This window comes from Enterococcus sp. DIV1283b (assembly GCF_051710965.1).
Classification (GTDB): Bacteria; Bacillota; Bacilli; order Lactobacillales; family Enterococcaceae; genus Enterococcus_B; species Enterococcus_B lactis.
In genome coordinates this window covers 2072697-2087131 of sequence record NZ_JBIOLR010000001.1, presented here as the reverse complement: position 1 = coordinate 2087131, position 14435 = coordinate 2072697, and the positions used below count along the sequence as shown (strand labels likewise).

15 protein-coding genes and 1 tRNA gene are annotated in these 14435 nt (G+C 38.1%); 13 read left to right on the top strand and 3 right to left on the bottom strand.

What is annotated here, in order from left to right; translation table 11 throughout:
• Positions 1 to 78: 78 nt before the first annotated feature.
• Entirely contained in the window at positions 79 to 420 is a 342-nt protein-coding gene (locus IGJ53_RS10255; RefSeq protein WP_002329027.1) for a DUF4828 domain-containing protein, read from the bottom strand.
• Positions 421 to 584: 164 nt separating this feature from the next.
• On the opposite strand from IGJ53_RS10255, the gene sfsA reads away from it, so the two are divergent.
• From sfsA to IGJ53_RS10200, 11 genes are all read left to right on the top strand, one after another.
• The gene (sfsA, locus tag IGJ53_RS10250; protein ID WP_025478575.1) at positions 585 to 1313 is read left to right on the top strand and encodes a DNA/RNA nuclease SfsA; all 729 of its coding nucleotides are present in this window, start codon (positions 585 to 587) and stop codon (positions 1311 to 1313) included.
• 15 nt (positions 1314 to 1328) lie between these two features.
• On the top strand, positions 1329 to 2342 hold the full coding sequence (locus tag IGJ53_RS10245) for a Gfo/Idh/MocA family protein (protein WP_259741519.1): 1014 nt from the start codon (positions 1329 to 1331) through the stop codon (positions 2340 to 2342).
• Positions 2342 to 3619: a DEAD/DEAH box helicase gene (locus IGJ53_RS10240; RefSeq protein WP_438750176.1), complete on the top strand. Its 1278-nt coding sequence runs from the start codon at positions 2342 to 2344 to the stop codon at positions 3617 to 3619. Before IGJ53_RS10245 ends, IGJ53_RS10240 begins: the two co-directional genes overlap by 1 nt.
• A 62-nt stretch (positions 3620 to 3681) precedes the next feature.
• Positions 3682 to 6384 carry a sigma 54-interacting transcriptional regulator gene (locus IGJ53_RS10235; RefSeq protein WP_010733382.1) on the top strand — a complete coding sequence of 901 codons (2703 nt, stop codon included), beginning with the start codon at positions 3682 to 3684 and terminating at the stop codon, positions 6382 to 6384.
• A 151-nt stretch (positions 6385 to 6535) separates the two neighbouring features.
• A complete protein-coding gene (locus tag IGJ53_RS10230) occupies positions 6536 to 6853 on the top strand; it encodes a PTS sugar transporter subunit IIB (protein ID WP_002286606.1) in 318 nt (105 codons plus the stop codon).
• A gap of 28 nt (positions 6854 to 6881) precedes the next feature.
• Positions 6882 to 7202, top strand: coding sequence for a PTS lactose/cellobiose transporter subunit IIA (locus IGJ53_RS10225; RefSeq protein ID WP_002286604.1), 321 nt, complete (start codon positions 6882 to 6884; stop codon positions 7200 to 7202).
• Between the two features lie 107 nt (positions 7203 to 7309).
• Complete coding sequence (locus IGJ53_RS10220) at positions 7310 to 8770, top strand: PTS sugar transporter subunit IIC (RefSeq protein WP_010733383.1); 1461 nt, start codon at positions 7310 to 7312, stop codon at positions 8768 to 8770.
• A 67-nt stretch (positions 8771 to 8837) separates the two neighbouring features.
• Positions 8838 to 9059, top strand: coding sequence for a hypothetical protein (locus IGJ53_RS10215; RefSeq protein ID WP_002292901.1), 222 nt, complete (start codon positions 8838 to 8840; stop codon positions 9057 to 9059).
• Between the two features lie 31 nt (positions 9060 to 9090).
• Positions 9091 to 9273 carry a DUF3188 domain-containing protein gene (locus tag IGJ53_RS10210; RefSeq protein ID WP_002286596.1) on the top strand — a complete coding sequence of 61 codons (183 nt, stop codon included), beginning with the start codon at positions 9091 to 9093 and terminating at the stop codon, positions 9271 to 9273.
• Positions 9273 to 9686, top strand: coding sequence for a DUF3284 domain-containing protein (locus IGJ53_RS10205; protein WP_002315398.1), 414 nt, complete (start codon positions 9273 to 9275; stop codon positions 9684 to 9686). The genes IGJ53_RS10210 and IGJ53_RS10205 overlap by 1 nt, the downstream gene beginning before the upstream one ends.
• Before the next feature lie 123 nt (positions 9687 to 9809).
• Complete coding sequence (locus IGJ53_RS10200) at positions 9810 to 10991, top strand: GNAT family N-acetyltransferase (protein ID WP_010733385.1); 1182 nt, start codon at positions 9810 to 9812, stop codon at positions 10989 to 10991.
• Positions 10992 to 11062: 71 nt separating this feature from the next.
• On the opposite strand, the gene IGJ53_RS10195 is transcribed toward IGJ53_RS10200, so the two are convergent.
• Positions 11063 to 11227: a hypothetical protein gene (locus IGJ53_RS10195; protein ID WP_002286676.1), complete on the bottom strand. Its 165-nt coding sequence runs from the start codon at positions 11225 to 11227 to the stop codon at positions 11063 to 11065.
• Between the two features lie 152 nt (positions 11228 to 11379).
• Here IGJ53_RS10195 and IGJ53_RS10190 point away from each other — a divergent pair.
• Positions 11380 to 11453, top strand: a tRNA-Arg gene (locus IGJ53_RS10190).
• A gap of 620 nt (positions 11454 to 12073) precedes the next feature.
• Entirely contained in the window at positions 12074 to 12643 is a 570-nt protein-coding gene (locus tag IGJ53_RS10185; RefSeq protein WP_010733386.1) for a hypothetical protein, read from the top strand.
• A gap of 329 nt (positions 12644 to 12972) precedes the next feature.
• Here IGJ53_RS10185 and IGJ53_RS10180 read toward each other — a convergent pair whose 3' ends face one another.
• Positions 12973 to 14205 carry an aminopeptidase gene (locus tag IGJ53_RS10180; RefSeq protein WP_010733387.1) on the bottom strand — a complete coding sequence of 411 codons (1233 nt, stop codon included), beginning with the start codon at positions 14203 to 14205 and terminating at the stop codon, positions 12973 to 12975.
• Between the last annotated feature and the right edge of the window lie 230 nt (positions 14206 to 14435).

Sequence of the window (14435 nt, the reverse complement as noted above, 5' to 3'; positions counted from 1 at the left end):
TGGACGTTTTTACAACAAAAAACGAAAGATGAGAAAGAAGACTCATACTTTCGTTTATAGATATATATTGGGAGGTGTCTATTTTTCAGATGTCAACTTATACGAGACATCTGCAGATTCATCATAAAGAGTTTGTTCGGGATAAGAAAAGACAAGATAAAAACCGTATTGATCACGTACGACTAAACGCTGTTCATCTATTTCTACCACAGATGTGCCAAGTGACTGACCGTTGATCAAAAACGTGTAATCAGATGTAATCTGTAATTGTTGTTTTTGCTGGCTATCACTGAAGAACCATGTACCTTGATACCTCGAGAGTCTTTCAGATTTTTCCGCTTGTTTTTTCTTTTTCAAGTAAATCCAACTTGAGAGAACGGCAACGAGTGAACCAAGAAAATAAATCATTTTTTTTATCACCAAATCACTCCTTTATGAGAAAATCATCGTATAGAAACATTCTTCCTTCTTTATTCCATTGTACCGAATAAAAACTAAAATTTCTCTAAGACTTTCGACTGGTTTTTTTACTGTTTTTCCACAAATTATGATAGGATACATAGTAGGAAGACAGGTGACAGAATTTGAAGTATCAGCAAGTTGAAACAGCTTTTTTTATTGACCGCCCGAATCGGTTTATTGCACATTGTATGAAAAAAGACGGAGAAATGATTATCGCGCATGTCAAAAATACAGGCAGAGGAAAAGAGGTCCTGATACCGGGCGCTGAAGTGGCTATTGTATTTGCTCCTGGACCTAAAAGGAAAACCGACTATGATTTGATTGCTGTAAAAAAGAAGGGTGATTGGTTCAATATCGATAGTCAATTGCCTAATCAGTTGGCAACTGATGGTATTTTAGACGGCACGATCCTTTTACCAGGATTAACTGGTCCATTTACAGCATACAAGCGTGAAGTAACTTATCTTCACTCCAAATTTGATATTTATTTGGAGACGGCGGCCGGACAAAAAGCATTTGTTGAAGTCAAAGGTATGACGCTTGAAAATAAAGCAATTGGTGCTTTTCCTGATGCGCCTACACTCAGAGGATTGAAACATGTTGGAGAATTAGCGTATGCCGCACAAGATGGTTATGCCGCTTATGTCTTGTTTATTGCTCAATTCGAACATCTTCATTTCGCAACGATCCATGAAGAAATGCAACCAGCGCTAGCTGATATGGTTCGACATGCGCAGCAAAGTGGAGTTCAAATCCTCGCCTATAATTGTCAAGTAACGGCAGATGAGGTAACTGTCAAGCAAGCTATCCCGTTTGATGTAGCTATCCCGTTTGAAGATCCTATACAATAGAAAGAAGGTAAAAAAATGATCAACTTAGGTATTATTGGAACAAATTGGATCACTCATCAATTTGTCCAAGCAGCTTTGAGCACAAAAAAATATGAATTGACAGCGGTATATTCTAGACATTTGGAAAAAGCACAGGAATTTGGTTCTCATTATGAAGGGGATATCGAATTTGCAACAGATTTGAAGACTTTTTTCAATATTGCTCATATGGACACTATTTATATCGCTTCTCCAAATAGTCTTCATTTTAGTCAGACTAAGCAAGCAATTTTGGCAGGTAAAAATGTGATAGTGGAAAAGCCAGCTTTTTCGACGCCAAAAGAAATGGATGAAATCATCCATTTAGCAAATGAACACAATGTGTATTTTTTTGAAGCAGCAAGAAATATCCATGAATCAGGTTTTAAAAAGATTGCCGATTACTTACCATTAAAAGACGAGATAATCGGTGCAAATTTCAGCTATATGAAATATTCTTCGCGTTATGACCAAGTATTAGATGGAGAAGAACCAAATATCTTCTCGACTCATTTCTCAGGTGGTGCATTGATGGATTTAGGTGTTTACCTTGTATATGCAACTATCGCTTGGTTTGGAATGCCAAAAGAAGTCCATTATTTCCCAAGAAAGATTTCTACTGGTGTGGATGGTCTTGGATGGGGAATCTTGCGTTATGATACTTTCGATGTATCGATCCAACCAGGTAAAATCGGTGATTCTTATCTGCCCTCAGAGATCTATTTTGACTCAGGAACGCTAGTGATGAATGGCGTCAATGCAATCGAACAAGCAGAGTTTCATGATCGGGTACACGAAGAAATCATTGACTTAGCAGTAACAGCTGCAGAAAATCCAATGGCAGATGAAGCAGAGGACTTTGCCAATGTCATGACTCATCCGAAAGATCCAGCTTGGGGATTATTGTATGAAGAGTGGATCGAGCTGGCTAGAAATGTGAACCAAGTGATTTATGATTTAAGAAAAAATGGTGGCATCAAATTCGATGCAGATAATGAGGAAGATTTTTAATGAACGAATTTGTACAAGTATTTCCCGAAAATTGGCAGAAAAATTATGAGAATAAAGGATTTATTACACCTTCTCTTATTCAACAGGCAGTTTTTCAGCCATTAAGCAATAAACAAAGCATAGTAGCTATCTCTCCAACAGGTTCAGGTAAAACACTGGCTTATCTTTGGCCGTTACTACTAAACGTGGAACCAGGTGAAGCAAGTGCGTTGGTTATCTTTGCATCTTCTCAAGAACTAGCTATTCAAGTAGCAGATGTTGCACGTGAATGGGGAAAAGACAAAGAATTGAAAGTCCAATCTTTGGTGGGCGGAGCAAACGTTAAACGACAAATTGAAGGTCTGAAGAAAAAACCAGAAATCTTGATTGGTACACCAGGAAGAATATTGGAATTGATGAAAGCTAAAAAAATAAAAGCACATCAAGTGAAAACAATGGTATTTGATGAAGCAGACCAGCTATTTGATGCGGGTAACAGCCAAATCATTGATCAGATTCTTCATCAAGCTCCGACAGAATATCAGCTAGCCTTTTTTTCAGCAACAGCAGATCGTTCCCTTGAAAGCATTGAAAAAATCACTGGGAAAACGTTTGAGACGATCGACGTGACAGCAGAAGATGATTCTCGAAAAGGCTTGAGACATTACTTTTTACGAGTGCCAATACGAAAGAAAGATGAATATTTAAGACGTCTCACTCACATAGAAGATTTTCAAGGTCTGATTTTCTTTAATCAACTGACTGAATTAGGTGTGATGGAAGAAAAATTGCTGTATAGAGGGGTACCGGTAGGAAGCCTGGCCTCTGATCAAAACAAGCTGCTCCGAAAAGCGGCGTTGGAACAATTCAAAAAGAAAAAGATCAGCGCACTTTTGACCACAGATGTGGCGGCTAGAGGTTTAGATATTACAGGACTTCCTTATGTCGTGAATGCAGAAGTGCCGTTAAGTGAAGAAGCTTACTTGCATCGTTCTGGAAGAACTGGTCGAATGGGCAATGAAGGAACAGTGATCACACTCGTACAAGATAACAATTTAAGAGATTTGAAACGACTTTTACGTCCGACAAACATAACACTTGAAGAGATTTTTCTGCACGGAGGAAAGTTACAGACGGATCAACCAATCAAAGAAGATATAGCTACTGCAGCGAATAACAAGTATACGAAATCTTTTCCTGGGAAAGAACAAAATCCAGAGCATAACAAAAACAAATCAAGAAAAAAAGTTAAAAATAAATCAAAAAAAGAGAGAAATAAAGGAGCAAGGCGCAAATAAGCGCCTTTTTATGCTATGATTATGAAAACGGGAACAAAATTGGTTGCCAGAGGAGGGATTATGTGAAAGAACGTCAAGAAGAGATCTTGCATCTATTGACAGAAAACCAACAAGGATTGACAGCAAGCGATGTAGCTGAGCGTTTGAATATTGATCGAAGCAATGCAAGCCGATATTTAAGCGAACTGTATAAGGCTCATCATATTGTAAAAACCGCTGGCCGACCAGTCGTTTACTCCTTGCCAACGGAAAAATCAAAATCTGATGAAGTACATGTCGACTCTTCTACGCAAGTGACTTTTGAAACGCTCGTTGGAGAAAATGATTCTTTAAAAGTCAGCATACAGCAGGCAAAAGCAGCGATTCTTTATCCGCCGCGGGGGCTGCATACCATTATTTTTGGAGAAACTGGTACAGGGAAGTCGATGTTTGCGGAATGTATGTATCATTTTGCAATCGAATCTGAAATGCTTTCAGCCGATGCGCCATTTGTTTCTTTCAATTGTGCGGATTATGCTCAAAATCCGCAACTGCTCTTTGGACACATCTTTGGGATCAAAAAAGGGGCTTACACTGGAGCAGCGCAAGATAGTCCTGGTCTAATCGCCAAAGCAGACGGCGGTATATTGTTTTTAGATGAGATCCACCGTTTACCACCGGAAGGGCAGGAAATGCTGTTTACTTTCATCGATAAAGGTATCTATCGTCCACTTGGAGAAAGTGCACAAGTACATGAAGCATCAGTTCAGATCATTGGGGCAACGACTGAATCTTCAGAAAGCTTCTTGACTACCTTCAACCGACGGATCCCTATGGCTATCACCTTGCCAAACCTTGCTTCTCGATCATTGGATGAGCGTTATGAGATCATCTCTCTTTTCATCAAACAAGAAGCGAACCGTTTGAATCAACGTATCGATATCGAAAAAGAAGCGATTCTTGCCTTTATGCTTTATGATGCGGAAGGGAATATCGGTCAAGTGAAACGAGACCTGAAATTAGTCTGTGCAAAATCTTTTTTACATTACCGAACGCATCATGAGAAAAAGCTGATCATTCGAAAAGAAGAACTTTCCCTTCAAGTACAAAAAGGACTACTGAAAATCAAAGAAATACCAGAACGCCTCGACCGATTCATGGACAGCAAGAGCCAGTATTTGACATTTGAACCAGGATTTGCTGATGTTGTCTGGTCACAAGATCCAGAAAGAAACATGCAAGTCTACAACGATATTGAGGAAAAAGTTACTTCTCTTTCTGAAACCGGTGTGGAGAACATCGATTTGGAGACGCTCATTTCAAAAGATGTGGATGCTTATTTTCAGACATATGTCAAAGAATTGACTAAAAGTTCAATCCCAAAAGATCTTTTGCCAGATGAAATCTGGCGGTTAACCAATCAATTGTATGATGTGGCTGAAAAACGGTTAGACCGTATTTATAATGAAAAAGCGCGTTTTGCTTTTGCTTTGCATCTGCAAAGTACATTGGATCGTGTGAGAGAAGGACATATGATTGTCCATCCAGATTTGAATAACGTACGAAAAAATTTTAAGAGGGAATTCCAGGTAGCAATCGATCTTTCGACAATCATTGAAGAAGAAGAACAAGTCGAGATTCCTTTTGATGAAATTGGCTTTATCAGTATGTTTCTTTCTATCAACTTAGGAGAAAGTGAGCCTGTTAAAGAAAACAAAGTAGATGTTCTCGTACTGATGCACGGCAGACAGACCGCTTCAAGTATGTTGGAGATGGCGCAAGAACTATTAGGAACAAAAGTAGGGAAAGCTTTTAATATGCCACTGGTTATGGAAGTTCAAACAATGTATGAAGAGGTCCTACAATATGTCAAAAATTATCAGGGGCATTTGACGAATGGGCTGCTTTTGTTAACAGATATGGGATCTTTAAACACCTTCAGTGATTTGATTTATGAAGAGACTGGCATTCGGACGAAAGCTATCACAATGACAAGTACGATGATTGTGATAGAAGCGATACGGATGGCAAGTGTTGGAAGAAGCTTAGAAGACATCTATCAAAATATTCAGCTCTCCTTTGAATCAATCGTACGTGATCAGTTCAAAGCGGAAAAATCTGAAACTTTACAGCGTAAAAAAGCCGTCATCGTGACATGTTTTACTGGTGAGGGAGTAGCTGCCAAATTGTATCAACGGATTATGCCGGTGATTAATCAAAACAAAGTAGAACTGATCCAGATGCAGTTTTTAGAACGCGAATCATTCAAAAAACACATTGATGCCTTATTGGAAGAATATGAGATCAAAGCAATTGCAGGAACGGTTGACGTTGATTATCAAAATATCCCATTTTTTTCCGCCTATGACGTTTTTGATGATGAAAAATTGAATGTTTTAAAGCGTATAGCTGATGATGAGGTTCCAACAGCTAAAATTGTTGATTCGCTTTCAGGATCATTAAGTGATGTCTTTTCTATTGATGAATTGATCCGCTCATTGCAAAAAACAGTTCAGCAGATCCAGACAGATTTGTCGATTATCGTAGAACCAGGAGTAGATACCGGGATCGTCATCCACTTAGCCTTCATGCTAGACGGATTGATCAAAAAAGAAACGCATCGGCAATTTGAGAAACTATCTATTTTCTCAAAAATTTACCGTTTGGAAATGGATATCGTTCGAGCAAACTTGATGGCACTGGAACGAAAATATCAGGTAAAAATTTCAGAAGATGATATCGCGTTTCTTACACAAATGTTTCTTGAAAACAAAATAAAAAAATAAACACACTAATCATACTGTTTACACACTGAATACCAGTGTGCGCACTATATAAAAGAGCTAAAAAGCATGAAAACGCTATTTTAGTTCTTTTTTTTTTGGCATGCTTCTTGCATTATATAAAAGTGTAAAAAAAATAAAAGGAGTGTTAAAAATGGCAAAAAAAACAATTATGTTAGTTTGTTCAGCAGGGATGAGTACGAGTTTATTGGTCACAAAAATGCAAAAAGCAGCAGAAGAAAAAGGAATGGAAGCCGATATTTTTGCTGTCTCTGCCTCAGATGCAGATAATAATTTAGAATCTAAGAATGTCGATGTTTTATTATTAGGTCCTCAAGTACGTTTCATGAAAGCTCAATTCGAACAAAAACTTGCGCCTAAAGGTATTCCGTTAGATGTCATCAATATGCAAGACTATGGCATGATGAATGGAGAAAAAGTACTTGCACAAGCAGAAAATCTAATGAAATAAATCAAGTATGCAGTTGGGGGATAACAACGTGGAAGATCAACAAAATCTAGAAGCCATCATGGGACTAATCATGTTTGGCGGTAATGCAAAGAGCGACGCAATGGAAGCGATTGCGGCTGCTAAAATCGGTGATTTTGAGTTAGCGGATAGAAAAATCGCTGATGCAGAAGAATCACTTATACAAGCACATCATGCACAAACAGACATGTTGACACAAGAAGCACAAGGAAATCATATGCAAGTGACGTTATTGACTGTTCATAGTCAAGATCATTTAATGACGTCTATTGCGTTTACTGATTTAGCGAAAGAAATCATCGAACTTTATCGTCGCGTATACAGCGAATAAATACAACTTCTTTTTTGAACGGAAGAAGAAAAATTTTTGAACGGATTTTTTATTTTGTTATAAAGAGAACTCTCTTTATATAAAAAACTTATAGGAGGAAGTAAAAAATGAACGGACTAACAAGTTGGATGGAGAAATACATCCTGCCGGTTGCCGCAAAAATCGGAGCGCAAAAACATCTAGTTGCTTTGCGCGATGCTTTTATCGGCACACTGCCCGCAACAATGGCGGGATCAGTCGCTGTAATGATCAATGCAATTATTCGAGATTTACCGCAACAGTTTAACAGTACCTACGCTGACAGTTTAGCAGCAGACAAAGGAATCTTTGCCGTATTGAATGTCATCATCGGAATCAATGGTTTTGTCTGGAACGGTACACTAGCAATCGCCGGATTGATCTTTGCCTTTTCTTGGGGGTATAATCTTGCCCGAGCTTATGGAGTAAATGATCTAGCTGGGGGGATCGTTGGTCTAGCTACCTTGATTCAAGGTATTTCCTTTGGTCCAGCATTATCAGCAGCATTAGATGTGAATGTCCCTTCAAATGTCGCAGATGCAATCAATAGTTCTGAGATTGGTGCAACGATTGCAGATGGCACACTGTCAGTTGGATTATGGGGGTGGCTAAAACTAGATCATTTGAATGGAAACGCTTATTTTACAGTTATGATCATGGGAGCAATTTCAGTCATTATTTTTTGTAAATTGATGCTTGCTAACATTACGATCAAAATGCCTGATTCAGTACCACCAGCAGTATCTAAAGCATTTGCAGCCATTTTGCCAGCGACGATTGCTTTATACGTCATTGCTATTATCAATTATATCGTAGGTCGTGTAGCTGATGGGCAACTAATCATTGATTTGGTGCAAAAATATATTGCAGAACCATTCCTAGGATTATCCCAAGGGTTGGGAGCAGTATTGATCGTCACAGTGTTTGTTCAAGTATTCTGGTTCTTTGGTATTCATGGACCAAATGTATTGGCACCAGTGCTAGAGGGAATCTGGGGACAAGCACAACTAATCAATATTGATATTTTCCAAAAAGGTTATAACGGAAAAACTGGTACACCAGCCGTGTTAGACGCAATCGAAGATGGAAAAGCTTATATGTGGGTACGTGGATCGTTCGATGCTTTTGCATGGTTTGGCGGATCAGGTGGAACGATCGTCTTACTGATAGCTATCTTGATTTTCTCTAAACGAGCGGATTATTTAACAGTAGCTAAATTATCCATTGGACCTGGTATTTTCAATATCAACGAGCCAGTGATGTTTGGTCTGCCGATCGTATTGAATGCAATCATGTTTATCCCATTCTTGGTTGCTCCAGTAATAGCAACAGCAATTGGCTGGGTAGCCACTTATCTTGGTCTAGTCGCTCCAGTATCGCAACAAGTTACATGGGTAGTACCGCCGTTCTTATTGTCATTCTTAGCAACAGGAGCGGATTGGCGAGCACCAATCGTAACGTTGGTATGTATGGTCGTGACTTTCTTGATTTGGGCACCGTTTGTCATTTCTGCAAACAAAATGGACCCTGCTGCAGGCGAACAACAATAAGATGAATCTGAGGAGCGGGACGCTTTAAGTTTCGTTCCTCATAATGAATTTTCGAGGAGGAACTGAAATGATTTCAATTGCCAGTGCAATGCAACAAGATGCAATCAAAGAATTGTTAGAAGGATACAATGAAGAAGGAATGACATTTACGTTTAAAGAAAAACAAGGAATCAAAATGTTCTTTGAAACAAGTGCAGAAGATCCGGAAGCTGCGGCTAAAAAAGCAAAGGAACTAATCAAAGCACAACCTTGGGGAACAGTCCTTTATTTTCAGTCAACAGCTGTTTAAGAAAATGGTTCAAAAAGATAGGATGGTTGATATGATAAAAAACGGTTTATTTTTATGTAGTATTGGTTCTTTGATCGTGTTGTATAGTTTGAATCCACATTCGCAAAGGTATGATTTGTATAGTATGGTCACGGGTCTTTTCCTAACAGGATTAGGGATCTACTTCTTCATGAAGGGGAAAAAAAGAGAAGAAGCAAAGGAGAAAAATAACTAATGGAAATCACAAAAAAATTAAATATTCCAGCGTCGTTTTTTTACGATAAAGTTATGGATTCTGTTCTTTTCGATGTACGTAAAGCGACCGGCAAATCAGTGACCAGAAAACAGCTGAAAAATTTGGAGTACGTCAAACAATTCTCGCAAAATAACCGGGCTCGTATAAAAATCGAAGAAGTCATTGAAAACCAGTCTTATAAGTTTCGTACATCGACAACGAAGAATGAATTCGTTGTTCATTATCAAATCAAACCAGTAGACGATTCGACCTGTGAGGTTCATTACACAGAAAAAATGGAGTCTTATGGCATGCTTCAAAAGTTGAATGATATGCTTTTAGGAACGATCTTGATGTACTTTAAGCGGAGACGTTTCAAAAAAATGCTAGAGATGATCGAAGCAACGTATTAAACCAGTGAAAAAATGGTACTATTTAGTTATTGAAAAATGAAGTAAGCTAGAAGAGATTTTTCAGAGGAAGCGAAGTCTTTCCTGAGATTCCTCACTAGCTTTTTTGTAGGAAGGGGCAGCAAAATGACAAAACAAGTAAGAGAGCTAGGGGGATCTTCGACTGAGGAAATGTTTGCTTTAGCCACATATGCATTTAATGGGGCAGATACACCTGAAAGGAGAGAACGTTTTCGTACACTTGCGGAGAATTCCTGGAATTACGGATTTTTTGATGAGGAGGATCGGCTAACAAGTCAAGTCATGGCGACTCCTTTTCCAGTGAATTTTTACGGACAAGAGTATTTAATGGCCGGTATTGGCTATGTTGCTTCTTATCCTGAAGCAAGGGGACAAGGCGGAATCAATCAGATCATGGAAAAGATCCTTGAAGATTGCCGTGATCGTAAAGTAAGCTTATCTTATCTGGCGCCATTCTCCTATCCCTTCTATCGGCGCTATGGCTATGAACAATCGTTTGATAAAATCAGTTATCAACTAAACAGTCGTGACGTGCCGTTTACCAAAAAAAAATCTGGCAAGATGAAGCGTATGAATTTCGAAGATGCAAAAGCTGCAATCAAACGAATTTATGAACAGATGCCTGAAAACCAACGAGCTGGTCTGAAGCGCGAAGACTGGTGGTATACGTATAAATTCAAGCAAAAAGGTAATTACCAGTTTGCTTTGTATTTTGATGATACTGGGGAAGCAATGGGCTATGTCGTTTACCAGCTTGCAGCGTCTTCCTTTATTATTGTGGAATGGGGATTTTTGAATCATGATGCCTTTTGCAGCCTTGTCCGCTTTGTAAGTTCCCATAACGGTGCTTTTGAAACATTTGAATATTCATGTGGCTACGGTGGCAATGATCAAAATTATCTATTAGCAAATCCATTTGCTTCTGTAACGATCACACCTTATATGATGGCGAGGATCGTAGATATTTCTTTGTTTTTGGAAAAATATCCATTTAGAAAGAAACAAGCTGCCTTTGCCCTTCAGATAGAAGAAGATCAGTATGCAAAATGGAATGAAGGAATCGTGGAAGTAACGATCGAAAATGGAAAAAACCATCTCTCAAAAGTAGAACAAACGGCATTACCGATCGTTCGCGGAAGTATCCAACATATCACACAGCTATTATTAGGATATCGTAAAGTTGAAGAGCTGGTATTCCAAGAGAGGATACAGGTGGCAAAAGAATATGAAGAAACGTTAAGCTCGATCTTGCCACAGCAACAGCCAATCCTTAATGACTATTTTTAATAAAAAACGGGTGATGACAATATTTTTGTCACCACCCTTTTGTTTTTTCATTTGGCATTTGAAGGAAAATGTTAAAGTAAATCCTCTTTTTTTGTAAATTTGAATTTTTTGTTTTCTTTTGTTTTAGGGTTTTCTTTTTTGTGGTCTTGGATTGCTTCTTTCGTAATCTTTTCCCGATTTTTTTTAGATGAATCTAAGCGTTCGGCATATACTTTTTCTTTTGGCTTATCATTCATTGGAAAGAACCTCCCTGTATTATTTCATTCTACTCCTAGTTTATCATCTGTTAAGAGCTAGTGGAAACGTTTTGCCTAACTTACAAGCTGATTTTTTAGCAGATAAGCTTGCAAGTAAAAAAAAAACAAGCTACAATTGATTTATTGAAATTGTTCCTGTAGCTCAGTAGGATAGAGCAATCGCCTCCTAAGCGATAGGTCGCTGGTTCAATTCCAGTCAGGAACGTACAAATAACCCCTGTATCCTTTGTGATACAGGTTTTTTTATTTTAAAACAACAAAAATTAAATGTTTTATAATTAAAAAAACTTCATTTTTTATTGATGTAAGGGTATAATTGTTATTGAGGGAAGGTGATAAAAAACATTTTCATTAAAACGGAAAGTAAAAAATAAAAATAAAAATGAAAGAAGGAGAAAAATTAAAAAAATGGATTCTTAGCGCTACATTGATCATTTTACTTAGGGCTTTCGCAGATGCAAGGGTAATAGAACAAAGTGGTTTTACTGGTAGGCTTGTAGCTTTTCCAAAGCTATGGAGCTAGAGCCTTTCTAGTGGACATAAGTATGTTTAACTTCTTATGCTAATCTGGACACATAATGTACAGGCGCACTACATAGAGAATCACGAAAGTGGGAGAGTACTAAGTATAGTTGATACAAACAGCACTTCACAGCTAGAATAATTGGAAAGTCAGTAGTTTTTTGTTCGATTTGAAATACCTAGTTAGTTTGAATAAGTACATAAAGAATCTTCTTATTTAGCACTTAATAAAAAATATAAAAAACATTTAAAAGAGAAATCAAAGGTTTTCTCAATCTTTGATAAAAAAGGAGGAAGTAGAAAATGAAAAAAGCAAAATTAATGCTTAGTACGATCGTCTTGACATCTTTATGTAGTGGGTTTTTAGGGACTGGGACGGTGGATGCTAGCGAACATGCTAGAAATACATATAATAATAAAGTTGTTTCACTTCGAGCTGCTAGTGACCCAACGCTTACTGTGTCACGCATACCTTATAATCCTATTCTATATTTTGAAATTTCAATGGAAAATTATAATCAATCTGACTCAACCCAACGTTGGGTAATGGAGTACAATGCAAGTGCCGGTGGTTATTATATCCGGGAGCAGATTCCGGGAAGTGTGAATCCTAGACCGCAATATATTTGGAGGGATAGCATGGGAGGAGGCCTTTTGGACTTCTCGAGTAACAAAGAGAATGTAGGGACTCTGTGGAAGTTGTATTCAGCCGGACAGAACTCGTTGGGAAATATATTTTTTATAGAAAATATGTCAAACGGGACCTATATGAGTTGGACCAGAGGAGGTCTTCTTGATCGGGCGTTGATGTCTTCTGCATTTGATTGGAATCGTGAGCAAAGATTCATTGTGCAAGTTGAAGGAGAAGTTTAAAAGATAAAAATGGAAGTACACTAATACGTTCAATCTTTTTGACTTATATCTAAAAACAATGTCCTTTATTTTAAGGACATTGTTTTTTTAGATTAAAAGAAAATTTCTATGAATACATGAAAAAGCAGACCTAGTAAAAAGAGACAGAGAAATAAGATACCACGCAAAGAAATCGATAGCAAAGCATTTCAATGAAATTAATTTTTATTTATGTTGTTATTTTATTTAAAGCAGACAGTTTGTTTGCAAAAAAACAGGATCTAAGTTGTTAACTTAGATCCATTTATCTATATTTTGTATTATTTTATACGCGCTTAGCAAGATTTCACTCAAGCCCAATTTCCATTACGGAAAATCGGTACTGTAGAACCGTCTTCGCGGATTCCATCGATAGCCATCTTGTCAGATCCTACCATGAAATCTACGTGGGTTTGACTTCTATTCAAACCAGCTTCTGCCAATTCTTCGTCGGACATTTCTGTACCGCCTTTCACACTGAAGGCATAAGCAGATCCTAAGGCTAAATGGTTCGATGCGTTCTCATCAAATAATGTATTGAAGAAAATGATACCAGATTGAGAAATAGGTGAAGGGTCAGGAACAAGTGCCACTTCTCCTAGACGACGCGCACCTTCATCGGTATCAAGCAGTTTTGCTAAGACATCTTCGCCTTGTTCGGCAGAAAAATCAACTACTTTTCCATCTTTGAAAGTAAATTTCATACCAGAGATGATCGTACCAGCATAACTCAGTGGTTTTGTACTTGAAATATACCCATCTACTCGATGACTGTCAGGTGCGGTGAACACTTCTTCTGTTGGCATATTTGCCATGAATTTTTCCCCTCGAGCATTGTAGCTTCCAGCACCTTCCCAAAGATGGTTTTTAGGCAATCCAATGATGATATCCGTACCAGGAGCAGTGTAGTGCAGGGCAGAAAATTGTTCTTGATTCAATTCTTCTGCTTTTTTTGCTAATTTCTCATCGTGTTTTTTCCATGCTAAAACAGGGTCTTCTTCGTAGACACGAGTTGTTTTGAAAATCTGATCCCATAATGCATCCACTTGTTCTTCTTCTGGCAGATCTGGAAAAACTTTTGCTGCCCATTGTTTACCAGCAGCAGCTACAACAGTCCAACTGATTTTATTTGCCTGAGTTGCCTTGCGCAAATTCATTAGTGCTTTACCGGCGGCTGCTTGATAAGTTGCTACTCGGTGGCTGTCTACACCGGCAAACGCATCAGGGTCGGCAGAAACGACACTAATCCTGCTTGCTCCTTTTTCAAGCCATTCATCCGCTTGATCGATTTTAGATTGTGGTACATTCTCAATACGATCTGTTGCTGCATGTAAAAGAAATTCTCTTTGAATCTGATCATCTGTCCATTGAACGATGACTTCAGCAGCTCCTAATTTGTAAGCTTCTTGTGTGATCAAGCGAGCAAGGGGTGCTTGGTCCACACTGATCTGTAAAACGACTGTGTGACCTTTTTCTGTGGCCACGCCAGTTTCTGCAATTAAGCGTGCATATTTTTTTAGAAGTTCATTAAAATCGGATAACATAATAAAAATTCCTCCTCACCATTTTTTCTGGTAACTATTAGCATGATACCATTTAATCATGATTCAAACAATGTAGCTTTAAATAAAAAAAGGAGGTTATTTTTTTATGGTTGCGTTTCACGTTCTATGGCACAACTTGCTATTTTAGCTTGTGAAGAAAATCGAAAACTAATTTTGCATATCAAAAAAAACATGTTACAATGAAATTAATCAATGGTGGAAGCGTTATA